This window comes from Paraburkholderia sp. J94 (assembly GCF_905220285.1).
GTDB lineage: Bacteria > Pseudomonadota > Gammaproteobacteria > Burkholderiales > Burkholderiaceae > Paraburkholderia > Paraburkholderia tropica_A.
Genome location: NZ_CAJMZH010000009.1, coordinates 50,942 through 74,873 on the forward strand (window position 1 = coordinate 50,942; position 23,932 = coordinate 74,873).

21 protein-coding genes are annotated in these 23,932 nt (G+C 63.9%); 11 read left to right on the forward strand and 10 right to left on the reverse strand.

Translation table 11 applies throughout. The annotated features are described in order from the left end of the window. The first annotated feature begins 84 nt into the window (after positions 1–84). From U4Y88_RS20205 to U4Y88_RS20215, 3 genes are all read left to right on the forward strand, one after another. Complete coding sequence (locus tag U4Y88_RS20205) at positions 85–1,140, forward strand: alpha/beta hydrolase (protein ID WP_321785913.1); 1,056 nt, start codon at positions 85–87, stop codon at positions 1,138–1,140. Between the two features lie 143 nt (positions 1,141–1,283). Further along, entirely contained in the window at positions 1,284–3,044 is a 1,761-nt protein-coding gene (locus U4Y88_RS20210) for an AMP-binding protein (RefSeq protein WP_321785915.1), read from the forward strand. Between the two features lie 58 nt (positions 3,045–3,102). After that, positions 3,103–4,050: a DUF1571 domain-containing protein gene (locus U4Y88_RS20215; protein ID WP_321785917.1), complete on the forward strand. Its 948-nt coding sequence runs from the start codon at positions 3,103–3,105 to the stop codon at positions 4,048–4,050. Positions 4,051–4,337: 287 nt separating this feature from the next. On the opposite strand, the gene dsbG is transcribed toward U4Y88_RS20215, so the two are convergent. The 4 genes from dsbG to U4Y88_RS20235 form a co-directional block, all read right to left on the reverse strand. Continuing rightward, positions 4,338–4,952: a thiol:disulfide interchange protein DsbG gene (gene dsbG / locus U4Y88_RS20220; RefSeq protein WP_321785919.1), complete on the reverse strand. Its 615-nt coding sequence runs from the start codon at positions 4,950–4,952 to the stop codon at positions 4,338–4,340. A gap of 230 nt (positions 4,953–5,182) precedes the next feature. Beyond that, on the reverse strand, positions 5,183–5,653 hold the full coding sequence (locus U4Y88_RS20225; RefSeq protein ID WP_224013232.1) for a hypothetical protein: 471 nt from the start codon (positions 5,651–5,653) through the stop codon (positions 5,183–5,185). Between the two features lie 530 nt (positions 5,654–6,183). After that, on the reverse strand, positions 6,184–6,675 hold the full coding sequence (locus tag U4Y88_RS20230; protein ID WP_321785921.1) for a nuclear transport factor 2 family protein: 492 nt from the start codon (positions 6,673–6,675) through the stop codon (positions 6,184–6,186). A gap of 86 nt (positions 6,676–6,761) precedes the next feature. Further along, on the reverse strand, positions 6,762–7,367 hold the full coding sequence (locus U4Y88_RS20235) for a TetR/AcrR family transcriptional regulator (protein ID WP_224013230.1): 606 nt from the start codon (positions 7,365–7,367) through the stop codon (positions 6,762–6,764). Between the two features lie 274 nt (positions 7,368–7,641). On the opposite strand from U4Y88_RS20235, the gene U4Y88_RS20240 reads away from it, so the two are divergent. Then, on the forward strand, positions 7,642–8,307 hold the full coding sequence (locus U4Y88_RS20240; RefSeq protein ID WP_321785923.1) for a YceI family protein: 666 nt from the start codon (positions 7,642–7,644) through the stop codon (positions 8,305–8,307). 8 nt (positions 8,308–8,315) lie between these two features. Here the strand turns inward: U4Y88_RS20240 and tdh are convergent, their stop codons facing one another. Then, on the reverse strand, positions 8,316–9,350 hold the full coding sequence (gene tdh, locus U4Y88_RS20245) for an L-threonine 3-dehydrogenase (protein ID WP_321785924.1): 1,035 nt from the start codon (positions 9,348–9,350) through the stop codon (positions 8,316–8,318). Positions 9,351–9,365: 15 nt separating this feature from the next. Then, positions 9,366–10,568 (reverse strand): glycine C-acetyltransferase, encoded by a 1,203-nt coding sequence (locus tag U4Y88_RS20250; protein WP_321785926.1) that lies wholly within the window; start codon positions 10,566–10,568, stop codon positions 9,366–9,368. Positions 10,569–10,679: 111 nt separating this feature from the next. Between U4Y88_RS20250 and U4Y88_RS20255 the strand changes: the two genes are divergently transcribed. The 3 genes from U4Y88_RS20255 (at position 10,680) to U4Y88_RS20265 (ending at position 13,085) form a co-directional block, all read left to right on the forward strand. After that, positions 10,680–11,369, forward strand: a complete 690-nt coding sequence (locus U4Y88_RS20255; RefSeq protein WP_415774474.1) for a helix-turn-helix domain-containing protein — start codon at positions 10,680–10,682, stop codon at positions 11,367–11,369. A gap of 165 nt (positions 11,370–11,534) precedes the next feature. Beyond that, positions 11,535–11,939, forward strand: coding sequence for a DUF2471 family protein (locus U4Y88_RS20260; protein ID WP_224013225.1), 405 nt, complete (start codon positions 11,535–11,537; stop codon positions 11,937–11,939). 120 nt (positions 11,940–12,059) lie between these two features. Beyond that, positions 12,060–13,085, forward strand: coding sequence for a tyrosine-type recombinase/integrase (locus U4Y88_RS20265; protein WP_415774482.1), 1,026 nt, complete (start codon positions 12,060–12,062; stop codon positions 13,083–13,085). An 83-nt stretch (positions 13,086–13,168) separates the two neighbouring features. On the opposite strand, the gene U4Y88_RS20270 is transcribed toward U4Y88_RS20265, so the two are convergent. Beyond that, complete coding sequence (locus U4Y88_RS20270) at positions 13,169–14,380, reverse strand: DNA-binding protein (protein WP_321785932.1); 1,212 nt, start codon at positions 14,378–14,380, stop codon at positions 13,169–13,171. 1,902 nt (positions 14,381–16,282) lie between these two features. Between U4Y88_RS20270 and U4Y88_RS20275 the strand changes: the two genes are divergently transcribed. Next, positions 16,283–17,641, forward strand: coding sequence for a replication initiation protein (locus U4Y88_RS20275; protein ID WP_224013222.1), 1,359 nt, complete (start codon positions 16,283–16,285; stop codon positions 17,639–17,641). A 118-nt stretch (positions 17,642–17,759) separates the two neighbouring features. Here the strand turns inward: U4Y88_RS20275 and U4Y88_RS20280 are convergent, their stop codons facing one another. After that, positions 17,760–18,818, reverse strand: a complete 1,059-nt coding sequence (locus tag U4Y88_RS20280) for a ParB/RepB/Spo0J family partition protein (protein WP_321785934.1) — start codon at positions 18,816–18,818, stop codon at positions 17,760–17,762. A gap of 24 nt (positions 18,819–18,842) precedes the next feature. Then, a complete protein-coding gene (gene parA / locus U4Y88_RS20285; protein ID WP_224013220.1) occupies positions 18,843–19,505 on the reverse strand; it encodes a ParA family partition ATPase in 663 nt (220 codons plus the stop codon). A 744-nt stretch (positions 19,506–20,249) separates the two neighbouring features. Between parA and arsC the strand changes: the two genes are divergently transcribed. The 3 genes from arsC (at position 20,250) to U4Y88_RS20300 (ending at position 23,003) form a co-directional block, all read left to right on the forward strand. Beyond that, positions 20,250–20,609, forward strand: a complete 360-nt coding sequence (gene arsC / locus U4Y88_RS20290) for an arsenate reductase (glutaredoxin) (protein ID WP_224013219.1) — start codon at positions 20,250–20,252, stop codon at positions 20,607–20,609. A gap of 216 nt (positions 20,610–20,825) precedes the next feature. Then, a complete protein-coding gene (locus tag U4Y88_RS20295) occupies positions 20,826–22,202 on the forward strand; it encodes a gluconate:H+ symporter (RefSeq protein WP_321785936.1) in 1,377 nt (458 codons plus the stop codon). 246 nt (positions 22,203–22,448) lie between these two features. Then, positions 22,449–23,003, forward strand: a complete 555-nt coding sequence (locus U4Y88_RS20300; RefSeq protein ID WP_224013217.1) for an NADPH-dependent FMN reductase — start codon at positions 22,449–22,451, stop codon at positions 23,001–23,003. 85 nt (positions 23,004–23,088) lie between these two features. Here U4Y88_RS20300 and U4Y88_RS20305 read toward each other — a convergent pair whose 3' ends face one another. Next, complete coding sequence (locus U4Y88_RS20305; RefSeq protein ID WP_321785938.1) at positions 23,089–23,874, reverse strand: hypothetical protein; 786 nt, start codon at positions 23,872–23,874, stop codon at positions 23,089–23,091. Positions 23,875–23,932: the final 58 nt, after the last annotated feature.

The following is a 23,932-nucleotide window of genomic DNA, read 5'->3' on the forward strand; positions in this document are numbered from 1 at the left end:
GAACCACGGTTGCCGCTTTCGTCGTCATGCGTGAAAACGCGGTCATAACAACATCGAGACACACTCATTCGAAGAGGTCCGCCGGTGAACGTCATCGCCCTGCCCCTTGCAAGCGGAATCGTCGCGATCGTGGCCGTGTGCGCCGCGCTCGCGCTCTACACGCGGCGCGCCACGCGCCGTATCGAAACCGCCGTGCCGATGGATGGCCGTCACATCGAGATCGACGGCGAGCGGTTGCACTACGTCGAGTTCGGCAATCCCGGCGGCCAGGCCGTGTTGTTCGTGCACGGCCTCTGCGGACAGTTGCGCAATTTCGCCTATCTGCCGCTGGAGGCGCTCGCGCGCGACCATCGCGTGATCCTGCTCGACCGGCCCGGCTCCGGCTACTCCACGCGCGCGCCGGATGGCGCGGCGAACATTCGCGCGCAAGCCGATATCGTCGCGCACTTCATCGCCGCGCTGCGGCTCGAACAGACCGTGCTCGTTGGCCACTCGCTCGGCGGCGCGCTCGCGCTCTCCGTCGCGCTCGATCATCCGCAATCGGTGGCGCGCCTCGCCCTGATCGCGCCGCTCACGCACGCTCAAACCGAGGTGCCGAAGGCGTTTCGCCCGCTCGTGCTGCGCTCGAACGCCGTGCGCCGCTTCGTCTCGCGCACCTTCGCCACGCCGTTCGGCCTCGCCACCAGCGCGAGCACGCTGCGCGCGGTGTTCGCGCCCGAAGCGGTGCCGCGCGACTTCCGCACGCGCGGCGGCGCGCTGCTGAGTCTGCGCCCGCAAGGCTTCGTGAACGGATCGCGCGACCTCGTCGCCATCGAGGACGCCGACGATCTCGACCAGATGACCCAGCGTTATGCGCGCCTGACCGTGCCCGTCGACGTGCTGTTCGGCCGCGACGATATCGTGCTCGACTGGGCGCGTCATGGCGAGGCATTGCGGCGCGCGTCGCCGCTCGTCTCGCTCAAGGTCGTGAGCGGCGGCCATATGCTGCCCGTCACCGCGCCGTCGACGACCTACGACTGGCTGTGCAGCGCGATCGCGGGCACGGCGCACGCGAGCGCGGAACGCACGTTCGGCGCCGATCGGCATCATGCGCACGACTTGCCGCTCGACGCGCCCATGCAAGGCCGACCGGCGATCTGAGCGACGCGCGGCGACGCGCCGCTAGAGTGACTGCTCGGTACTGATGCAAGCGGATTGCGAGGCGTCGTTGCTATCGTAAGGGCGGCCGTGACGTTGCCACGCGCGTACGCGGCCCCCAAAACAAAGACAGACTGGAGACGACCATGGCAGCCCAACCGCAAGCGCAGACGGCGGCGCCTGGCGCGCAACACGCCGCGCCCGACACCGACGGCATCTGGTACGCGTCTTATCCCGCCGGCGTGCCGCCCGAAATCGATGTTACGCAATACGAAACAATCTCACAGTACTTCGATGAATGCGCCGCGCAGTTCAGAGAGCGCGTGGCTTATGTGAGCGTGGGTTCGTCGCTGACTTATGGCGCGCTCGCACGCAAGGCCGAAGCGTTCGCGGCCTGGCTGCAAAGCGTGGGCATCGCGCCCAGCGAACGCGTCGCCATCATGCTGCCGAATACGTTTCAGTACCCCATCGCGCTGTTCGGCGCGCTCAAGGCGGGCACCGTGGTCGTCAACGTCAATCCGCTCTATACGCCGCGCGAACTCGCGCATCAGCTCAAGGACAGCGGCGCGCGCGCGATCGTGGTGTTCGAGAACTTCGCGAAGACGCTTGAAGAGGCGCTGCCCGGCACGCGCATCGAGCATATCGCGGTGACGGGTCTCGGCGATCTGCTCGCGGACGGCCTCAATTTCAAGGGCCGTCTGCTCAATTTCGTGCTGCGCCGCGTGAAGAAGATGGTGCCTGAATACACGCTGCCGAACGCGGTGCGTTTGCGCGCGGCACTCGACATCGGCGCGCGGCGCACGCTCGCGAACGCACTGCGCACGAGCGGCGACCTCGCCTTTCTTCAGTACACCGGAGGAACGACCGGCGTGGCGAAAGGCGCGATGCTCACGCACCGCAACATCCTCGCGAACGTCTTGCAGGCGAAGGCGTGGTCGGCCTCGCAACTAAGCGGCGAAGTGGAAACCGTGCTCACGCCGCTACCGCTTTATCACATCTATTCGCTCACGGTGAACGCGCTGATCTTTCTCGGGCTCGGCGGCCGCAACATCCTGATCGCGAATCCGCGCGACACGAAGCGCATGATGATGATCCTGCGTCGCGAGACCTTCACCGGCATCACGGCGATCAACACGCTCTATAACGCGCTGCTCGACAACGACGAGTTTTGCCAGCGCGACTTCTCCGCGCTCAAGCTCGCGATGGCGGGCGGCATGGCCACGCAGAAAGCGGTCGCCGACCGCTTCAAGGCCGTGACCGGACAACCGATTGTCGAAGGCTACGGGCTCACGGAGTGCTCGCCGATCGTCGCGACCAATCCCGTCGATCTGAAGAACATGCGCGATTTCGAAGGCTCGATCGGCTTGCCCGTGCCGTCGACACAGGTGCGTTTTCGCCGCGAGGACGGCACGTGGGCGAATGTCGGCGAGCCCGGCGAACTGTGCGTGAAAGGCCCGCAGGTGATGCTCGGCTACTGGAATCGCCCCGACGAGACCGCGCAGGTGCTCGACGGCCACGGCTGGCTCGCGACCGGCGATATCGGCGTGATGGACGCGCAAGGCTTCATCAAGCTCATCGATCGCAAGAAGGACATGATCATCGTGTCGGGTTTCAACGTGTATCCGAGCGAGATCGAGGACGTGGTGGCGATGCATCCCGATGTGCGCGAAGTGGCCGCCATCGGCGTGCCCGATCCCGTGCAGGGCGAGCGCGTGAAAGTGTTCGTGGTCGCGCGCGATGCGTCGCTCACGGCCGATGCGGTGATCGCGCATTGCCGTCGTCAGCTCACCGGTTACAAGGTGCCGCGCGTCGTGGAGTTTCGCGATTCGCTGCCGCAGACCAACGTCGGCAAGATCCTGCGCCGCGCGCTGCGCGACGAGGAGATCGCCAGGCAACGCGCGGCGTAGATCGCGCGGGCCTCACCGGCTTTTATCGAGCAGGCCAACATAAACAGGGAGACGCATTATGAACACCGAAGCATCGCTTTCTTCGCTGCCTCGCAAACCGTTGCATGCGAGACGTGCAATACACGCGATAACTTGCGCGGCGCTCGCATTCGCGTGCGCAGGCGCGTTCGCGCAGGACGACAACGCCGCCAGCGCGGACACCCAGACCAGCACCAGCGCTGCCGCGCCCACGCCCGCCGAGGTGAGCAAGCTTTCCGTCGATCAGCAGGTCCGCTGGCTTCAAAAGGCGCAAAAGAGCGGCGCGCTCGTGAAGATGGACGACGCGCAGCTCACCGCGCTGTTCCAGGCGCTCGATCCGCTCGTGGTGCCCACGCTCATCAAGCTCGGGCCGTCGGGGTATCCGTCGTATGAATTCACGCTGTCGCGCTGGGAGCGCCTGAACGGCAAGTGGCCCGGCAAGCCCGCGCACATGCTCGTGAAGCTGGACCACGAGCCGCTGCGGATCTACGCGAAGTGGCTGCCCGACGGCGAGCATTCGGGCGAGGAAGTGATCTACGACGCCTCGAAGAAGCCCGATGAAATGTACGGCCACCTGGGCGGCCTGCTCGGCGTGATGCCGATGTGGACCGCGCTCGACGGCACACTCGCGCGCTCGCAGTCGAATCACAAGATCACCGATCTGGGCACCGAGTTCATCGTCAGCCAGTTCATGACCGACGCGAAGAAGTACGTGGAAGTGGGCGCGTCGTACAAGCCCGATGTCGAGGTGAAGACGATCAACGGCGTGCGCGTGGTGGCGCTCACCTATACGTCGCCGAGCGGCAAGCCGCAGTTCTATGCGAAGAAGCAGACGCTCGGGCTCGATCTGCGTCATCCGTATTTCCGCACCGTGGAAGCGTACGGCGATGACGGCCAGATCTTCGAGAAGATCGTGATCGACAGCATCACGCCCAGGAGTTTCGACGCCGAAGCGTTCGATCCGAAGAATCCCGACTACAAGTTCTAGCGCGGCAAAGGTGAGGGTTTTCGGGAGTTTGGGCGCGGTGAAGCGCATGTTGCATCACGCGCTCACCGGAAAAAGCGGCCCATGACTCCTGGAATTCCTCACCTTTTGCTGTTTTCGGGTGCTACGGAGGGCGTTTTGCGCGCCTCGGGTGATAGATCGGCGTACCAGGCGACTCACCGTGACACACCATCGCCTGGAATTCCTCACCTTTCTGCGGATTTAACCGCTTGCGGTGAATACGCGATGCGCGCCGACGCTCACCCTCGACGCGCATCTCCTGGAACAGCTCACCGATACTTCTGCAACTCCGGGTCCGTGATCGGCTGCGCGGGCAGATTGAGCAGGCCCGGCAGCGCGCTCAGCTTCGGCACGCCGTCGTAGTCGGCCCAGCGGCCGCCCGAACCTTGATAGATGATCGCGGGCGTGCCCTGAAAACCGAGGTCCTGGAACAGCTGCATATTGCTGTCGAGCTGCGCCTTCGCCGAAGCGGGAATGGTCGCGAGCGGCGCGATGCCGCCCGATTCGTCCTTCTCGTTGTAGTGCGTTTCGAGTTCCTTCAGGAGTGCCGCGCGGTCTTTCGCTTGCAGCAGCGCCGCCGCCTTGCCCGGCGAATCGGGCTTCAGAAAGCCCATCGGAATCCAGTGCACCTGGAGGCCCGCCGCTTCATACGGTTGCAGCGCCTTCCACACCAGGTGACAGAAAATACAGTTCGGGTCCATGAAGACGTAAAGCGTCGACTTGACGTTCGCGCCGCTCGCGCCTTCGACGATCGCGTTCGCGTTCTGGAATCGCGCGGCCGCCGTTGCGGGCAGCCAGGCGGTCGCGGGGTCGTCCGCAGCCATGGTGGGGGCCGCCGCGCCGAATGCGCTCGCGGCGATCAGGATGCTGATCCACTTCTTCATTGTTCACCTCAGGTTCGTGCCGCGCGCGTCGAATGCAGGCGCGTTGCCCGCGCGCGGAGCCCGTATCTTATGGCGCGGGCGTGGCGCGCCCCTGACGCGAACCTGGCAGGAATGTCAGGTGGGTCGCGCGCAGGCGACTGAAGGTGAGAGTTTGCGGGAGGTGGAGGGGGCGGTGAACCTGGGGGTCCTGAACGCTCGACGTGCGGATCCGGCACGAAGGCCGCATCCCTTCAGAACTTGAAGCGCAACTGAAACCCGATCGTAAACGGCAGATCGTCGGAAGGAATCGGCGGAATAACGATGAAGTTCACGCCGACGCGCTTATACGCGACCATCACGATCGGCGCGACGACCGGACCGATGGTGTGATCGTGGCCGAGGCCCCAGTTGCCGTAGTTGTAGCCGGAGATGATGCCGCCCATCGCGGCGAGCCGCACGAAGCCCCAATGCAGGAATTCGGGCGCCCAGACCGCGCCGCCGTAGTACGAGGGACGACGCAACGAATTGCGGAAGCCGCCCGCCGTGAGCGCCCAGGTATCGCTCGGCCAGCATTCGATGCCGAGGCCCGGATTGAACTGCTCGAAATCCTTGTCGGGATTGATGTGATACGAGCCGACCATGGCGTCGACCCAGAGGCCGCCGCCGCACCAGTCGGCGGCGCGCGCGCTGCTCGCCGCGCCCAGCATGCCGAACGCGCACATCAGCCAGGCCGCGACGTGGCGGCGGGCAGGCCTCGTGCGTTTGCCGCTGTAGGTGCCGATGCGTGAAGTCGCGTCTATTTCTACGCTGTTCCCTGCGCTTGTTCGTGCGCTTGTTCGTATTGAACCGCTCGTCCCTGAACTGCCTTCGCGCGCTTGCCAAAACCGCATGGATTCTCCGTCCTCGCTCGCGGCGGATCGCATCGGTCCGCGCGCTCGCTGTTTTGTTCTTCGATGTATTCCGGCGACTGGAAACTGTACCGCAAGGCGCCGCACGCGCCTATCGCAACTCTCGAGCCCGCGCTCGGAACGCGCCTTGCGGCGGGCTCGCGGCCCGCTTGCAGTCGTCGACGCCACGTGGCGCCGCGGGCATCATGCCAGCCCGATGAGTCGTGGCGATGAACACGCGCCGATCCGATATCGGCGCGAGGCATGAAGAAACGCGGCGAAGAAATGCAGCGAAGAAACGCAGCAAAGAAACGCAGCGAAGAAACACAGCGAAAAAGCACGAAGGAGAACCGCGCGGACGCGGCTCAGAGCCCGAGATCGCTCAGGCCCGGATGATCGTCGGGACGGCGGCCGAGCGGCCAGTGATAGAGACGGTCGGCTTCGCGGATCGGCAGATCGTTGATACACGCATGGCGGCGCGCCATCAGGCCGTGCTCGTCGAACTCCCAGTTCTCGTTGCCGTAGGAGCGGAACCAGTTGCCCGAATCGTCGTGCCATTCATAGGCGAAACGCACGGCGATGCGATTGTCCGTGTACGCCCACAGTTCCTTGATGAGCCGATAGTCGAGCTCGCGCGCCCATTTGCGCGTGAGAAAGCCGACGATGGCCTCGCGCCCCGTGACGAATTCCGCGCGGTTGCGCCACACGCTTTGCGGCGTATAGGCCAGCGAGACGCGCTGCGGATCGCGCGTGTTCCAGCCGTCTTCCGCGCCGCGCACTTTCTGGATGGCGGTTTCGCGCGTGAACGGCGGCAGCGGCGGACGGACTTCGGCGGCGCTCTGAACGGTATCACTCATGGTCGGACTCCTGGAAACGGGCGGCGCGCCGGGTTGGCGTCCGCGAGAGGTTGCGGGTTCTTGCGGCTTGAAAGCGACGATTCGGCTTACGGCGTGAGCGCGTCGAGCATCAACTGGGCGGCGGCGCGCGCATCGAGCGCCGCGTCGGCTTCACCGCTGACGAGCGCCACGCCGATTGCGCCGTCGATCAAAATCAGCCATTGGCGCGCGAGCCGCGCCGCCACGCGCCGGTCCGCGCCCGTGGCGGCGGCCCACGCATCGCTCTGCTCGCGCACGAACGCGAGCAGGCGCGCCTTGTGCTCGCGCGAGACGCGGCGGATCGGATCGTCGGGCGACGCTATCTCGCCCGCGGCGTTCAGAAACGCGCAGCCGTGAAAATCCTCGGAGGCGAACCACTCGCGCAGCACGTCGAACATGGCGAGCAGACGCGTTCGCGGCGTGCGGCCACGTGCGAGCGTGCCGTCGATAAACCAGCGCATCCAGCGCTCGTCGCGGCGTTCGAGCGCGGCGGCCACGAGCGCGTCCTTCGAATCGAAATACGTGTAGAAGCTCTTGCGCGCGGCGCCCGCCGTGCGAACGATCGCATCGACGCCCGTGGCGTGGATGCCGCCCGCGTAGATCAGCGCCTCGGCAGCTTCGAGCAGGCGCTCGCGGACGTCGGTGCTGGGGGCGTTGTCGGTGGTGGTGCTCATGGCGAAGGCTCTTGTTTCAACAGCTGCGGCAACGTGGATCGAGGTAGAACGTTCGTTCTCCATGACGCGTAGAGTAGAACGATCATTCTCCAGCGTCAAGCAAAGATTTTGCGCGGGCTGCACAATATGAAAAAATGGTGGGGAGATGGAAGAAACGCGCGCCGCCAAACGTACTGATTGAATGACGTCGCGCTGTGTGTCGTGCAAAAGGTGCGAATCGATTGTCCAAACGACGCACGCGTTGCACGCACATCGCAGCACCACAGGAGCCCTCATGAACCGCCGTTCATTCTCCGCGCTGGCCGCGCTCGCCGCCACCTGCGCGCTGCTCGCCTGCACGCCGCTGCGCGTGGTCACGCACAGCGTGAGCGCCAGCGAAACCGCCGCGCCCACGGGCACGTACACGCTCGATGCGCATCACTGGAGCATCGTGTTCGACGTCGATCATCTGCACTACACGCGTTTCACGATGCGCTTCGACCGCGCGAGCGCGACGCTCGACTGGCGCGCGAACGGGCTCGACGGCGCCTCGGTGAACGTGTCGATCGACGCCGCCAGTCTCGACACCAACGTGCCCGCGCTCGACCGCATGGTCACCGGCACGCAGATGCTCGACGCGGCGCAGCATCCGCAGATCCGCTTCGCGAGCACGCGCTTCGTGCGCGGCGCGGACGTCAACGGCAAACCGGCAGGCAAGCTCGAAGGGAATCTGACGATACGCGACGTGACGCAGCCCGTCACGCTCGACGTGGTGTTCAACGGCTACGCGCCGAATCCGCTCACGAAGCAGCCGACGCTCGGCTTCTCCGCGCATGGCGCGTTCAGCCGCGCGAAGTTCGGTTTGTCGACGTGGTATCCGGCGGTCGGCGACGACATCGACGTGCGTATCGAGGCCGAATTCGAGCAACAGGCGCAGCCCGCCGGACCGGCCTCGCCATAAGCTGTGACTCAGGCCGCCTGGGTCCAGTCGAGAATCACCTTGCCGCTCTCGCCCGAGAGCATCGCGGCGAAGCCCTTTTCGTAATCGTCCACGCCAAAGCGGTGCGTGATGATCGGCGACAGATCGAGGCCGCTCTGCAGCATCGCGACCATCTTGTACCAGGTCTCGAACATCTCGCGACCATAAATGCCCTTGATTTCAAGGCCCTTGAAGATGACCTGATTCCAGTCGATGGCGGTCTGCGCGGGCGGAATTCCGAGCAGCGCGACCTTGCCGCCGTGGTTCATCGCTTCGAGCAGCGCCGTGAAGGCGCTCGGCACACCCGACATTTCGAGGCCCACGTCGAAGCCTTCGGTCATGTGCAGGTCGGCCATCACGTCGCGCAGCGATTCGCGCGACACGTTCACCGCGCGCGTCGCGCCCATCTTGCGCGCGAGTTCGAGCCGGTAATCGTTGATGTCGGTGATCACCACGTTGCGCGCGCCCACGTGCTTCGCGATCGCCACGGCCATGATGCCGATCGGCCCCGCGCCCGTGATGAGCACGTCCTCGCCGACGAGGTTGAACGACAGCGCCGTATGCGTGGCGTTGCCGAACGGATCGAAGATTGCGGCGAGATCGTCGGAAATTTCGGGCGGAATCTTGAACGCGTTGAAGGCCGGAATCACGAGATATTCGGCGAACGCGCCCTCGCGGTTCACGCCCACGCCCGTCGTGTTGCGGCACAGATGACGCCGTCCCGCGCGGCAGTTTCGACAGAATCCGCAGGTGATATGACCTTCGCCCGAGACGCGGTCGCCAATCGCAAAGCCGCGCACTTCCTGGCCCATTTCGACGATTTCACCCACGTATTCGTGGCCCACGTGCATCGGCACGGGAATGGTTTTCTGCGCCCAGTCGTCCCACTTCCAGATATGAATATCGGTGCCGCAGATCGCCGTCTTGCGGATCTTGATCATCACATCGTTATGGCCGACTTCGGGTTTCTTCACGCGTGTGAGCGTGAGGCCGGGCGCGCGTTCGAGTTTGGCAAGCGCTTTCATGATTGTTCGTTTTCCTTATTGAATCACGCCAAGCTGCTTGCCGACGCGTGCGAACGCGGCCACGGCGCGCTCGACCTGTTCGGGCGTATGCGCCGCGCTCATCTGCGTGCGGATGCGCGCGCGCCCCTTCGGCACCACCGGATACGAGAAGCCGATCACGTAGACACCTTCGTGCAGCAGCGCGTCGGCCATCTTCGATGCAACCTGCGCGTCGCCGAGCATCACCGGAATGATCGGATGTTCGCCGGGCACGAGCGTGAAGCCGAGCGCGCTCATCTCGCGGCGGAAATGCGCGCCGTTTTCCTGCACGCGGCGGCGCAGTTGCGCGCCCTCGTCGCTCGCGATCAGTTCGAGCACCGCGAGCGAGGCGGCGGCGATGCTCGGCGTGAGCGTGTTCGAAAACAGATACGGACGCGAGCGCTGGCGCAGCAGGTCGATCACCGGCTGCTTCGCGGCCACGTAACCGCCCGACGCGCCGCCGAGCGCCTTGCCGAGCGTGCCGGTGATGATGTCCACGCGCTGCGCGACGCCGCAATGTTCGGGCGTGCCTCGGCCGTGTTCGCCGATGAAGCCCACGGCGTGCGAGTCGTCGACCATCACGAGCGCGTTATAACGATCGGCGAGATCGCAGATGCCCTTGAGGTCCGCGATGATGCCGTCCATCGAGAACACGCCGTCGGTCGCGATCAGCTTGTAGCGCGCGCCCGCTTCATCGGCCTCGCGCAGCTTCGCTTCGAGATCGGCGAGATCGTTGTTCTTGTAGCGATAGCGGCGCGACTTCGAGAGCCGCACGCCGTCGATGATGCTCGCGTGATTGAGTTCGTCGCTGATGATCGCGTCTTCGTCGCCGAGCAGCGTTTCGAACAGGCCGCCATTGGCGTCGAAACAGCTCGAATAGAGAATGCAGTCGTTGGTTTGCAGGAACTCGGCGAGCGCGCTTTCCAGTTGCTTGTGCACCGTTTGCGTGCCGCAGATGAAGCGAACCGACGCCATGCCGAAGCCGTCGCGATCGAGTCCGTCCTTTGCGGCTGCGATCAGGCGCGCGTCGTTCGCGAGGCCCAGATAATTGTTGGCGCAGAAGTTCAGCACGTCGCTGCCGTCGGCCAGTCCGATCGCCGACGATTGCGGCGTGGCGATCACGCGCTCGCTTTTGTAGAAACCGTCGGCGCGGATCTGGTCGAGCGTCGCGCGCAGGTGGTCGAGATAGGGTGTGGCCATGGCATAGTGCTCCAGACAAGGGGGGCCGCGGCTGTTATAGTCGCCGTCAGCTCTGAGCGAATATTTTCGTTTTTTCGAACTCAAGTTCGGTATATCGAACAACTCTAATCGATGAGGCAGCGTATGGCAAGCAGCGGTGCGAACAGTGGCGCAAAACCCGGTGGCGGTTCCGGCGCGCGCAAATCCCGCGCCAAGGCGGCGGTTTCTGCGGCTTCCGCGACCGATGCGCCGCTTCCCGCAAGCGCGCCGGCCGCGCCGCCGCGCGTCGGCGAACAGATCCAGCGGCTGCGCGCCGAGCGCAAGATGACGCTCGACGAACTGTCGCGCGCGGCGGGCGTGTCGAAATCCATGCTATCGGAAATCGAGCGCGACAAGGCGAACCCGACCATCGCCGTGGCGTGGCGGCTGACCAACGCGCTGGGCGTGAAACTCGATTCGCTGTTCGCCGCACCCAGGGCACCGGACGCGATCAGCGTGGCCGGGCCGCACGACATTCCGACGCTGCTCGGTCACGACGCGGGTTATCAACTTCGTGTCTGGGGTCCGATCGAACTGGCGGGGCATTTCGAGTGGTATGAGCTGACGCTCAAGCCGGGCGGCGCGCTCGTGTCGAACGCGCACGAACCGGGCACGCGCGAGCATCTGACCGTGCTGCAAGGGAGTATCGACGTGGAATCGGCGGGCGAGCGTCAGCGCCTGAAGGCGGCCGATACGGCGCGCTATATCGCCGATCAGCCGCACGCGATCCGCAACGTGGGCAAAGGCGAGGCGCGCGCCTTGCTGGTGGTGATTCACGGCTGAGGTTGAGTCTAAGACTGTGCCTCAGCTTCGCTGTGCGTAGTTCACGAATCATGCGCACGCGGCCTGAGCGTTCCGGCCGACGCACGAAACTAGCCATTCGGACAGGCTGCAAGATCGGCTCGACTACTGTATATTCATACAGTAAAAAGAACGACCGGAGCCGTCATGGACCTTTCGCCCACCCCGAACGACCAGGCACTCGCCGCCTTGCGCTTTCAGTCAGCCGCGCGCGACCTGGAGCACATCGTGCGCAGCATCGCGCAACGCTACATCGGCCAGCAGGTGCCGCTCACCTGGCGCCTGCTGCACGCGATCGAGGCGGAAGCGCTCGCGGACCTCGGTTTCGCCAGCCGTCACGATGCCCTCATGCTCGGGCTGTTCCAGCGTCCAGGCGACCTCGCTTATCCCGAAACCGACGACACGGTCGACTTCGGTCATTCCAATGCACTTCCGGCGGTGTTTGCCTTCGCCGTGTCCGCCTACGAGCAGGCCGCGCAAACGGCTGAGCAGACTCAACGCGAAAACCGTCGCCGTGAGGCCGTCCGGCGCACCCGCGCCTGGGGCGGCTGATCGCATGTCTCGCGCGCGTCAGTCTGTGAGGACGCGACACACACGTCACGTCCACAGCACGCCTTTTCTCAACTTCGCTACAATCGCATCAGTAATGCAACTAACGGAATGACCGCGATGATTTCCCCACCCCACGATCTCTTCGACCAGCAACGCGCCGACTGGCAGAACGATCCTGTCGCGGCCTTCGACGCCTGGTTAGTTTCGCAAGATCTTCGCCGCTCATCCGCCGACATCTATCGCGTGCAATGGGGGCGCTTTCTCGAATGGCTCGCGCTCAAGCGGCAAACTATTCTGTCGGTCGACACGGGCACGATCTCCGAATTCGTCGCCGGGCTCGACGTGAAAAAGCCGCAACGCCTGCGGTATCTGCGGCTCATCGAACGCGTGCTCGATCACGTGCGCCAGATCGAACTGGCCTCGGCGAATCCCGCCCGCTTCATCGCCCAGGACGGCGAAGCCGCCTGGCGCAACGCGCGCGAAAACGATCCCACTGGTTTTCTGACGGCGGCGGAACGTGCGGCGGTCATCGGCCAGTTGTTTGCTCCGCTCACCGAGCAGTCGGCGGCCAAGCGCTGGCGCGAGCGACGCGACCGCGCGCTCGTCGCCGTCTTTCTAGGCGGCGGCCTGAAAACCGGCGACGCCATCGCGCTCACGCTCGACGCCACCTCGATCGGCTCGGAATGGCTCACGATCGAAGCCGATAATCCGGCGCTCACGCATAGCACGCGGCTCGCGCCGTTCGCCGTCGACGTGATGGGCGCGTGGCTCGAAGCGCGGCGGCTCGCGCAACTGCCCGGCCAACTGGTGTTTCCCGGCTCGCCGAACGGACGGCCGATGCACAAGGCCACGGTTCTGCGCGCGATCGACGCGCAAATGGAAGCGGCCGGCATCGCCAGCACGCGCGCCGAGCGCGCGAGTCCGCAGACGCTGCGCAACAGTTTCGCCGCGGATCTGTTCGAACGTGGAGTGGATGCCGATCAGGTCGGGCAGTGGCTGGGTTTCATGCAGCCGATTTCATCGGGACGACTGCATCGCGCGTGGCGCGTGTGGACCGAGCGCGCGGCAACGGCGCAAGCGATGGCTGAAGCCGAGACTCAAACGCAATCGAAAGCGGACAACAGCAAAGCGTCGCGCGACGCCTGAAAGTCCCGCTATTTCAACGGGCAGCGGCGTGGCCGCTCCCGAAAAGACTCACGCCAAACTCGCGCGACAAGTCCTGTAAAAGCTCACCGCGCGAGACCGCGGGTATCACGCTTGCCGACGGAAAATCGCGCGACGGCTTCTAGGCGTGACGCGCCCGAGCCCGAGCTGTAGTCGCACTCGGGGCACGACAGTTCGAAGCGGCCGTCGACCTGGGAAAGCTCGGGCTCGCCGTCTTCGCAACTCGGGCAGCGAGAGGGGAGGGCTACGTGGCCGTCCACCAATGTGCCGAGCGCCGCCAATTCTTCATCGCCGAGCCGTCCGGCCGCGGCCAGCGAACACAATACCTGCGCCACCGAACCATCGACGCCCTGTTGCGTGCGCAGTTGCGCGACCTGGCGCGTCAGTCCATCGACTTCATCTGAACGCTCGCGCAACACCGCATCAAGCCGGTCGGCGCGCGCCTTGGCCGTGGCCAGTTGCTGGATGAAATCGAATTCCTTCTTGCTGGCTTCGCGCTGCGCCGCCTGCCACGTCGACGACATCGTGCGCAGCGAATCGAGTTCCACCAACATTGGCTTCACGCGGCGTTCGGCTTCGGCGAGCGCGTCCTTGATCTGCTGGGCGTAGTGCTCGGTGCTTCGGCGCATTTCTTCATGCAGGCCATCGATCCGGTCGCGCAAACCGGCATTGGTGGTCTGCTCGGTTTCGATCCGTTTTTGTAGCGAGTCGTTGTCGGCTTCGAGCCGGCGCACCGTCGCCTGCAAATTGTCCTGATGCGATGCGCCATGCGCCGACGATGCGGCAAGCTGATTTTCGAGTTCGCGCACACGAGCCCAGGCAGCCTCGGTACGCGTTTCGCTGCGCTGAAGCAATTCGTCGGCGGCCAGTCGGCGGGCTTCCGCATCGCGCAGAGCCTGGTCGGCATCCTGTCGGCCCACTTCGATCTCGTCGCGTTCGGCTTGCAAGGTCTGACGGGCGATCGTCCGAGCCTCTTCGAAAAGCGCACCGAGCAATTCACCGGCGCGTTCTTCCAGTGCAGGCGGAATCGCGCCGCCGCCGACGCGGACTTTCGACGCGGTGCGGATGCGTTGCCAGAACAGTTCGATATCTTTGGGGATGTCGCTGGCGCTGCCGGTCTGCGTGAGATCGCGGACGGTGGCCATCGAGGGTCGGATGCCGAAATCGAAGAACAAACGCTTGCAGGCGTGAAGCGATAAATCCTGCCGTCGGGCGCCGTCGCTGCGCAGGCGTTCGAGTTCTTCGCGGATAGCGACGCGTTCTTCGTCTCGGATCATGAGGGTCTCAGCGAGCAGTAACGGACCGAATAATAACAAATTACGTAGTATTCGATACGCTTTCTTCGAGACGAGGGAGAACGGCTCAAGCGTGAGCCAAATTGGCTCGAAGAAATCGCGTCGTGACGGTCAAACGCTGGCGATTCCGTGAAACAAAGCGAGCTTTGTTCCATAAGCCATTGTAAACGTTTGGTTTTCCAATGGCGATAGCATTTTGGCGACTGTTTCACGGTGGTCGGATAAACCACAGAGCCTGCGTGTTTGCGGTGGGGGAGTGGGGGTTTCTTCGAGGACGCAGGAATCGGTTTGTTCTTGAGAGCTATAAAAGTAAACACCCTTGATACCCGTTAAAAACGTTAACGCCACGGCAAACCCTTATCAGACGGGGCTTCCAGCCCGATCAGGTGAAGCTTTACGGGAAACCTGGTGAGGCTCTACGGGACACGCGGGTGATGAGGTTCAGGGAAGCCGGTGAGGGCCTGCGGGAAAGAACGTGAGCGGATTCAGGGAACGGCCGATTCTTGACTCTAGAGCAAGGGTGAGCGATTACGGGAGGAGACCGTGCCCGAGCCCGCAGCAGGTGGGGCCAGGTACTGCTGTTACGTGAAATGCAACGGTGAGCGGATTCGGGACCGATGATTGGCGCGGTTTTCGGCGTTAATTTGGCCGTTGAAAAGCCGTCGGTGAGAGAAACCGGGAAAAAACGACGAGCAAAGGTGAAGCTTTTCGGGAGCAGAACGGGCATTTTGGCCGAATCGGGCCGATTTGGGCCCATTCGATCCGGTTCGATACCCCAAGGTGAGACTTTACGGGACGGCAATAATGATTCCCGTGGCGAACGGCGTGCCGGTTTGCCGGGCATCGGACCGGTCTGAGCGGCCAGAGGTGAGGTTTTACGGGAGATTGCGGCGATGCCACGCAATGTTTTCTGCAGGCGACAGGCGTTCTGGGTTGCGTGAGGCTTTTCGGGCAGCCGTTTGGCGCTTTTTTTAGCCTTAAGGTGAGACTTTTCGGGGGAAAGTTGGCGTTCACTAACGCTAGAAGGCTGATAAATCAGGCGATCAAACCTGGCACAACGATGTGGCGGAAATCTAAAGGTGAGGTTTTTCAGGAGCAGCGGACGCGCACCCTGAGACCCGGTTTCAGGTCTCGTTATGCGGATATGGTGAGCGTTTTCGGGAGTTGCCAGCCGGTGGATTTCCGGCTGGCGGCTGTGGATAAGCCTCCGAATCCATTGGTTTTTTCCTGAAAGCCGTCGAGTGGTGAGCTTTTTCAGGAGCGTAGGCGACGGTGAGCGGGTGATTTCGATTTCTGGAACCCCATGGGGCTGCGAATTCCTGAGGTGAGCTTATTCGGGAGAGGTTGGGCGGCTAGTTTCACTCACTGAAGTGATGAAACGGACGCCAGGCCTTGCACCTTGATATCTCAATGGTGAGGCTTTTCAGGAGAAAGTTGGGCGCCATGGCGGGTTTCAACGGTTCGATAGCGGCTGCTGGATGCTGAAATCCGCCGCCTCAGGCCGACCAGGCCTGGTTAAAGATGCAAAAGACCGCCTGGGAGCCCGCTTTTTACGCCTCATTACGCCACCCCTCGAGCCGCCCCGCGCGCGCATCCAGGAAATCGCGAAATGTTGCGTTTGCGCCAGGAAAATTTGAGGTGAGATTTTTCGGGAGCGTTGCGACACCGTCATGGCGCGTGGTTGTCGTGCGCTTTCGTGCCAGGCCGCAGCCCTGCGAGCATGCGGCGGATCGGGCCGCGGAGCAAAGGTGAGCGTCTTCGGGAGCCCTTCGCGGTGAGCCGTCCCGCGAACGGCGGCTTCACCGGCAATGGTGAGAGTCACCCTATAGACGGGTTTCACCCCAGACGGTATCCTTTCGCGAAATTCTCACCTCGACCCGACGCATGGCCACGAAGCGCGTGAAAAAAACCGATGTGGTGAGCCCGAGCTCGGCCGAATTGCGCAAGGCCGTCGAGGCAATCGCGATTCAGCCGAAGAGCGGCAAGATCACTCTGCTGACCCGCAAACTCTTCAACGTGCTGCTCGCCGTCGCGCAGCAGGCGGACGAGGGCGGCGATACCTATCGCGCGCTGCTCTCTGACATCGTCGCGAACTCGGCGTTCGACTCGAACGATACCGCGCTCGTGAAGGAGCATCTGCGGCGTATGGTGTCGGTGCAGGTCGAATGGAGCCAGGGCACCTCGAGCCAGAAGCCCGGCCGCAAGTGGGGCATCTCCACGCTGATCGCCGACGCCGAAATTCTCGAAGATCCGACCACGCGCCGCGTCTGGGTCGAATTCTCGTTCGCGCCCAAGATCAAGAAGAAACTGCTGGACCCGGTCCAGTACGCACGCCTGAGCCTGCAATTCCAGAGCCAGCTGCGCAGCAGCGCCGGCCTCGCGCTCTACGAAATCTGCGTGCGCTATCTCACGAACCCGAGCCATCTGACGATGCGCGAAACGTGGGAATGGTGGCGGCCGATTCTGTCGGGTACGCCCGATACCGAAGCCGGCGACGAAGCGAAACGCGAATACAAGTATTTCAAGCGCGATTACCTGCGTCCGGCCATCGCGGAAGTCAACGCGGTGACCAACATCTTCGTCGAGCTGATCGAGCATCGCGAAGGTCGGCGCGTCGCCGAGATCCAGTTCCGCGTGACCGAGCGCAAGCAGCCGATGCTCGCGCTCGACGAGCACCCGAACGTCTTCGACAGCACGCTGGTCGACCGCATGGTCAAGATCGGCATTCCGCTCAAGGAAGCGCAATCACTCTACGCGGACAGCGAGGAAAACCGCATTCGCGCGGCGCTCCAGTTGACCGAGCAGCGCATGCGCAGCACGAGCCTGCCGCCGGTGCGCAGCGCCGCCGCGCTGTTCAAGGATGCCTTGAAGAAGGGTTACGCGCCGCCGGTCGAGACCGCGGTGGAAAAGCCGGCGGTCGCTGGACGCGTGGCCGCGGGCAGCGTAACGGCCGACGATCCCAAGGCGCGTCTGATGGACGAATACGCGGCGTACCGGCGCAAGGAAGCCCGCGCGCTCTATGACGAGCAGGGCGACCTCGATCGCGAAATGGCGCGCAATTCGTTCGAGAACGACGAACTGCCGGGCCTCGGTGCCCACCTGCGCGATGACTGGCGTCGACGCGGCCTCGACTCGAAACTGGCCGACACCGCATTCTTCGACTGGCTCGCCCGCAAGACCTGGGGCGAACCGACCGATGGCGATCTGCTCGCGTTCACGCTGAACCAGGCGCGCGCCGCCTGAAGAACGGAACGACGCGGCGCTGACGATCCCGCACGCCGCCCCACGCAATTCGCCGGACCATAAAAAAACGGTCTTCACGTATCGAACGTGAAGACCGTTTTTTCTTTTGTCGCCGCAATCAGGCTTTCAGCATTTCTTCGATCTGATGAAGGATCGCATCGCGTCGATCTTTCGAGAGTCCCTTGAGACGTAACTCGAGTCGATCGTCGCCGTACGACTTCAGATCGCCGACCGCCATGCCGTCGAGCTTGATCTCGAGCCGCTGCGCGTAGCGCTGACGGCCGGCCGGCTTCGGGCTTTCCTGCGGTGCGGCCCGACCCTTGACGATGTCCGCCACCTGACGGGTGCTCAGATCGTCGGCGAGAATCCGGTTGATCAGACGCAGCGTGGCGTCGGTGCCGCGCGCGCCGTGGTAGCGGCCCACCTGATAGGCCATGTTCGAACCGAAGCGATCCGGGCGCGCCACCATCTCATGCATGACCAATTCGGGCAGCTTGCCGATGGACAATGCGACCGCCACCGTCGATTCGTCGAGGCCGAGATGGTCCGCGAGTTCGCGCTGACTCTGGAAATGCTTGTCGTCGATAAACCGCTTCCAGACGACTGCATTGTCGAACACCGTCTGCGAGTCACGCTGGACGTTCAGATCGTAGCCGAGCTTGTAGCTCTCCAGACCGATCGGCAAGTCGACGACGATGGCCTTGACGACTTCCTTGTTGGCTTCCTTGAGCGCGCGCACGCGACGCCCACCGTCGCTCACGTAGTAGCTGCCCGGTGCGGCGTAGTCGGGGATCACATGGATCGCCTGCTGCTGGCCTTGCTTCGCGAGATTGACCGCCAGTTCGGCAATCGACGTCTTCAGATAGAAGTGACGCGGATTGAACGGGCTGGCCTTGATCGCCTTGAGCGGCAGTTCGATGATCTGGCCAGGGCGATAGCCCTGCTCCAGACGCCACGCGCGATACTCCGCAGACTCGTTTTCAACCGGCGCGATTGCGTCGTCGGCGGGGACGGCGATCGGCTCCGGCTGGCTCGAACGGCCGGTCGTCTCGCGGGCTTTGGGCTTGTCCTGGACGAGGCCATCGATGGCGTTGAGTCGGTCGAGCGCCGTGCGCTTCTCGCTGCTCGTGGTGTCAGGGCGAGCCTGAAAACCTTTGGCAAATTGTGAGGGCTTCATTCAGGGTCCTTTATGCGCATAAAGTCAGGGGAGCATCTCTGCGATTTCGTCGGCGCAGGCACGCACCTCCATCGCAGCGAGCCGCGCACCGCGGTCGCTCATTTGCAGCACCGTCTGGCCGAGAGCCATGGCCTGCTTATACGCCTCGCGGGTCGGAATCTGGGTTTTGAGCAAGGGGAAGCCCAGTTCTTCCAGCGCACGCTTCAACTCGCGCGTGAGCATGCGCTTCTCTTCGGTCTTGTTCAGCAGGAAGACGGCCTTGAGGTCCTCGTTCATCACTTGAGCCTGCTGGATCAGTTTGACGAGGCCGACGCTCGACCAGTAATCCGCGGGTGACGACGACGTAGGAATGACGGCGACAGTCGCGGCAAGCAGGACGACGCCCGAGACTTTTTCGGTGATCGACGGCGGGCAGTCGACCACGATGATGTCGTAGTCACCGATGAACTTCTTGATCTCGCGATGGATCTGGCCACCGGCTTCGGAGAGGTTGACCACCGGGAACGGAATGCCTGCGTCGCCATCGGACGAAGCGCTGGCCCAGTGAACGAGCGTGTTTTGGCCGTCGGCATCGACCACGAGCACGCGCTTACCTCTTTCGTGGAATGCTGCGCCGAGATGCATCGCGATCGTGCTCTTGCCGACCCCGCCCTTTTGCTGCGTGACTGCGATTATCTCTGCTGCCAATTGGTTTTCTCCTTTTGCTAATCGTTTTGGATTTTACCTGGATTGAGTTGTGATTCAATGATTGAGTTTGTTATTTTCGATCTTCAGTGTGAACGTTAGCCATTCGGCCAAGGTTTATGCGCATAAAGTCGGGGCGTGGGTGGTATTGCCTGAGCCGTGACGACCACGATCGCTCGCGACAGACGACAGACACGGCCGGTGTCGATGCGGCGATAGATGAATGGCGGCCCGAATTGAAGTTGTCGACGTGGCAGAAAAGATCACGCCTGAAATGAGCGATGGAATCGGTGCCCGGCTGTGATCCGCGTGTGAGCGCTCAGCGTTAGAGCAACGAGATGAATGCGCGCGCACCAGTCGCCTTGGCCATGGGAACCGAGTCGGCATCTTTATGCGCATAAAGCTCTCATGCGCATACGCCTCCCCAAACGCATAACATCCTTCCGCGATCCCCCCACGGCTTTATGCGCATAAACCTCGCGAGTCCACGCGCCACGCCATCGTGGGTTTGCGGTCCTGTCCTGCCCTCTTCGCCATTGCCCGTTAAAATCAGCGCGACCGTACGCCGCAGGGCAAAGACCATTACAGTGACGCGACCAGCGTAAGCGCAACTGCCGCCAACATCGGCGCGATGCCTGGTCCCAGTCCACGACCGACCACCCGTCGCTTCAAGCCACCTTGCGCGCGATAGCAGCAATCGCAACCACTACGGTCAGCCACTCACCTCTCACGACAGCAACCGAACAGATGATCACGATCTACCACAACCCGCGATGCTCGAAGTCTCGCGCCACCTGCGAGCTGGTCTCCAGCACCTACAACACGGGCGACGAGCCCGTTGAAGTGATCGAGTATCTGAAGACGCCGCCGACGGTCGAGCAACTCAAAGCCCTGCATGCGATCCTGGGCGGTGCGCTGCGCGACATGATGCGTACCGGCGAAACCGAATACACGGAACTGGGCCTCGACGCCGCCACAGTCACGGATGCTCAGCTCTACGAAGCAATCGCGAGCCACCCGATTCTGCTTCAGCGTCCGATCGTCGTCCGCGATGGCCGGGCGGTGATTGGCCGTCCGCCGGAAAACGTCGCCGCGCTGTTTGCCTGACGCGCAGCGCGCGCCACGCGGATCACCCGCGAGACCGGAAGCCGGCACGGATCATCCAGCACGCCCGATCCGGGCCGATTCGCGTCGATGACGTTTGAAAACATAGTGCGCGCGCACAGGTGAGCCCTACCCCGCTCGCCCGATCGACCCCAGCGCGCAGATAAAGAACGCAACCAATCCGGCGCTCACCCGCCAACCGACAACAACGAGACTTCAGTGGAATCACTTGCAACTCTCCCGCCGTGGTCGTTCCACGACACACGGCTGATCCTTTCCTGCCTGCTGGGCCTCGCGCTGATCATCATCCTGATCAGCGTGCTCAAGCTCGCGCCGTTTCTTTCGATCCTCGTCGGCACCTTTGCGGCCGGCTTCGCCGCGGGCGTGCCGCTCGAAGGCGTCGCTAGCGCGTTCAGCAAGGGCGCGGGCGCGCTGCTCGGCGATGTCGGCATCATCATCGCGCTCGGAGCGATGCTCGGTGCGCTGATGGCCGAGTCCGGCGCGGCCGACCGGCTCGTGACCACCCTGCTCGATCACTCCACGCCGCGCACGCTGCCGTGGATGATGGCGCTCGTCGCCGTGATCATCGGCTTGCCGCTGTTCTTCGAAGTGGGCCTCGTGATGATGGTGCCGATCATCTTCGTGATGGCGCGCCGCTCGAAGCAGCCGATTCTGCGCATCGCAATTCCCGCGCTCGCCGGCATGACCACGCTGCACGCGCTGCTGCCGCCGCATCCGGGTCCGTTGATCGCCGTGAGCGCGCTGCATGCCGATCTCGGCATCACGCTCGGTTTCGGCGTGCTCGTCGCTGTGCCGGCGGTGATCCTCGCGGGTCCGCTCTACGGTTCGTGGCTGTCGCGTCGCATGCACGTCGACGAGCCCGAGGATCTCGGCAAGCTGTTCACGAGCCACGACACGCAACTGGCCGCGCCCAGTTTCGCCGTTTCGCTGCTGACCATTCTGCTGCCCGCCGTGCTGATGCTCTGCCGCACGATCGCGAAACTCGCGCTCACGCCGGACACGCTCGCGTTCACGATTCTCAATTTTCTCGGTGAGCCGCTGATCGCGCTGGGACTCACCGTGTTGTTCGCGATCGTCGTGCTCGGCTGGTCGCGCGGCATGGCGCGCGAGCGCGTCGGCAACATCCTGCGCAAGAGCTTGCCGCCGATCGCGGGTCTGCTGCTGACCATCGGCGCGGGCGGCGGACTCAAGCAGACGCTCGTGCTCGCCGGCATCAGCACGACCATCAGCAAGATCGCCGTCGGTGCGCATCTGCCGCTGCTGCTGCTCGCCTGGCTGATCGCCGTCGCGTTGCGCCAGGCCACGGGCTCGGCCACCGTCGCGACCACCGCGACGGCCGGCATCGTCGCGCCCGTCGTCACCGGTTTGAGCGCCACGCACAACTCGCTGATGGCGCTCGCGATCGGCGCGGGCTCGGTGTTCTTCTGCCACGTCAACGACGCGGGCTTCTGGATGGTGCGCGAGTACTTCGGCCTGAAGCTCAAGCAGACCGTGTTCGTCTGGTCGATCCTGCAAACCATCGTGTCGGTCGTCGGTCTCGTGCTGACGCTGGTGCTGTGGAGCTTGCTGAACTGAGGCCGATGAATGGTCGGATAACGTTGTCGGCGCGATTCCGACCGAGGCCCGGTCCCATGGGGCCTCGTGCGGAGTTGTCCACAAGGTTGTGCCCAAAATCTGTGGATAAACTCGCGCTACCCTCGTTTATCCACAGGCGCGCCTAGCCCTGCCCTGCTGACGGACGTGCGGCATACGCGCGGCGGCGCGCGCGCCTATGATGTCGTTTCGTTCCACCGCGCATCGCGCGCTTTCGAGGAGAGGGAAATGGCTTATCAAGTTGCGGTCGTGGTCGGCAGTCTGCGCAAGGAATCCTTCAATCGGCAACTCGCGCACGCGGTCGCATCGCTGGCGCCGGCCGACTTCTCGTTCGAGTTTCTCGACATCGGCGTGCTGCCGCTCTACAGCCAGGACTACGACGCCGATTTCCCCGAGGTCGCGCGTCAGTTCAAGCAGAAGATCGAGGCCGCCGATGCGCTGCTGTTCGTCACGCCCGAATACAACCGCTCGATTCCCGGCGTGCTGAAGAACGCGATCGACTGGGGTTCGCGGCCGTGGGGCAAAAATTCGTGGACCGGCAAGCCGGGCGCGGTGCTCGGCACCTCGCCGGGCGCGGTCGGGACGGCGCTGTCGCAGGCGCATCTGCGCAACGTGCTCGCCTATCTCGATGTGGTGACGCTCGGTCAGCCGGAGATGTTCATCAAACACGATGCCAGCAGGATCAACGAGAAAGGCGAGATAGTGAACGACGATACGCGCAAATTCCTGCAAACCTTCGTCGATCGCTACGTCGATTGGGTCAAGCGTCAAGTGGGCCGCTGAAGCGGACTGCCGACGAGCGTCGGTGCAATGGGATGGTGCGACGTGATGGCATAAAAAAGCGCGGCTCAGGCCGCGCTTTTTTCGTTTAATGCAGCGTGGGCCGCGAGCCGGTCACGGGGCGATCCGGCGCATCGGAGGCGCGGTGATCGTGCGAATCCTCTTCGTACTCGATGAATTCGTCGGGGATGCTCTGCGCGCCGCTGGCCGTTTGGGTGGCTTGCGGCGCGGCCGGGACGTCCACGTGCGCGGCGTGTGACGGCGCCTGCGTCCCCATCACGGCCCCGGCGCCCGGCGCGCTCGCCGCCGTGAGGACGGTGGCTTCGGCCTCGCTCGCGGGCCGCGCGGGATCGGCGACGCCCGGCTGCGCCGCGGCGGACGCAGTTTGATCCGCCGTGCCTTCCGGCGCGACGCGGCGGCGCATCGCTTCGGCGAGCTTGGCGATGCCCAGTTCCTCCAGCGCCGAATGCTCGCGTGCGACGGGATCGGTGTCGGCGGCCGCCGACCACGCCCAAGTGCCGCCGCGAATCGCGACTTCGAGCGCGTGCTCATCGCGCAGCGTCTCGCGGGCGAGATCGGCGCGCGCCTCGTCGCTCACGCGCACGCCGATCAGCACGTTGCCGCCCGGCGCACTTGCGGCGTCAGCGGCACCCGGCGCGTGCGGCGCGGGTTCGGGCACCGCGCCCGCGTTCGCGCGCACGTCGCCGGTCGTCGAAAAGAAGCTCGACACCAGCCGCTCGATGCCGGCCAGCACGCCGGCTTCGTGCACCGGCAATTCGATGTCGTTCAGCGCAAAGCCGCGCTGCAACAGCGCGTCCTGCGCATGCCGCGCTGCATCCCAGGTCTCGAAGAGACCCGTCACGGTCTGTTTCATGGCTCACTCCTCGCCCATCGGGCAATGGTGGCAAAAGCGGGTGGCAAAAAGCAGTGGC

What these genes read in the sequence shown, in the direction of transcription:
- U4Y88_RS20210 (WP_321785915.1), top strand. Translation starts at nt 1,284, where the DNA reads ATGGCAGCCCAACCGCAAGCGCAGACGGCGGCGCCTGGCGCGCAACAC.
- U4Y88_RS20215 (WP_321785917.1), top strand. Translation starts at nt 3,103, where the DNA reads ATGAACACCGAAGCATCGCTTTCTTCGCTGCCTCGCAAACCGTTGCAT.
- dsbG (WP_321785919.1), bottom strand. Translation starts at nt 4,952, where the DNA reads ATGAAGAAGTGGATCAGCATCCTGATCGCCGCGAGCGCATTCGGCGCG.
- U4Y88_RS20225 (WP_224013232.1), bottom strand. Translation starts at nt 5,653, where the DNA reads ATGTGCGCGTTCGGCATGCTGGGCGCGGCGAGCAGCGCGCGCGCCGCC.
- U4Y88_RS20230 (WP_321785921.1), bottom strand. Translation starts at nt 6,675, where the DNA reads ATGAGTGATACCGTTCAGAGCGCCGCCGAAGTCCGTCCGCCGCTGCCG.
- U4Y88_RS20235 (WP_224013230.1), bottom strand. Translation starts at nt 7,367, where the DNA reads ATGAGCACCACCACCGACAACGCCCCCAGCACCGACGTCCGCGAGCGC.
- U4Y88_RS20240 (WP_321785923.1), top strand. Translation starts at nt 7,642, where the DNA reads ATGAACCGCCGTTCATTCTCCGCGCTGGCCGCGCTCGCCGCCACCTGC.
- tdh (WP_321785924.1), bottom strand. Translation starts at nt 9,350, where the DNA reads ATGAAAGCGCTTGCCAAACTCGAACGCGCGCCCGGCCTCACGCTCACA.
- U4Y88_RS20250 (WP_321785926.1), bottom strand. Translation starts at nt 10,568, where the DNA reads ATGGCCACACCCTATCTCGACCACCTGCGCGCGACGCTCGACCAGATC.
- U4Y88_RS20255 (WP_415774474.1), top strand. Translation starts at nt 10,680, where the DNA reads ATGAGGCAGCGTATGGCAAGCAGCGGTGCGAACAGTGGCGCAAAACCC.
- U4Y88_RS20260 (WP_224013225.1), top strand. Translation starts at nt 11,535, where the DNA reads ATGGACCTTTCGCCCACCCCGAACGACCAGGCACTCGCCGCCTTGCGC.
- U4Y88_RS20270 (WP_321785932.1), bottom strand. Translation starts at nt 14,380, where the DNA reads ATGATCCGAGACGAAGAACGCGTCGCTATCCGCGAAGAACTCGAACGC.
- U4Y88_RS20275 (WP_224013222.1), top strand. Translation starts at nt 16,283, where the DNA reads ATGGCCACGAAGCGCGTGAAAAAAACCGATGTGGTGAGCCCGAGCTCG.
- U4Y88_RS20280 (WP_321785934.1), bottom strand. Translation starts at nt 18,818, where the DNA reads ATGAAGCCCTCACAATTTGCCAAAGGTTTTCAGGCTCGCCCTGACACC.
- arsC (WP_224013219.1), top strand. Translation starts at nt 20,250, where the DNA reads ATGATCACGATCTACCACAACCCGCGATGCTCGAAGTCTCGCGCCACC.
- U4Y88_RS20300 (WP_224013217.1), top strand. Translation starts at nt 22,449, where the DNA reads ATGGCTTATCAAGTTGCGGTCGTGGTCGGCAGTCTGCGCAAGGAATCC.
- U4Y88_RS20305 (WP_321785938.1), bottom strand. Translation starts at nt 23,874, where the DNA reads ATGAAACAGACCGTGACGGGTCTCTTCGAGACCTGGGATGCAGCGCGG.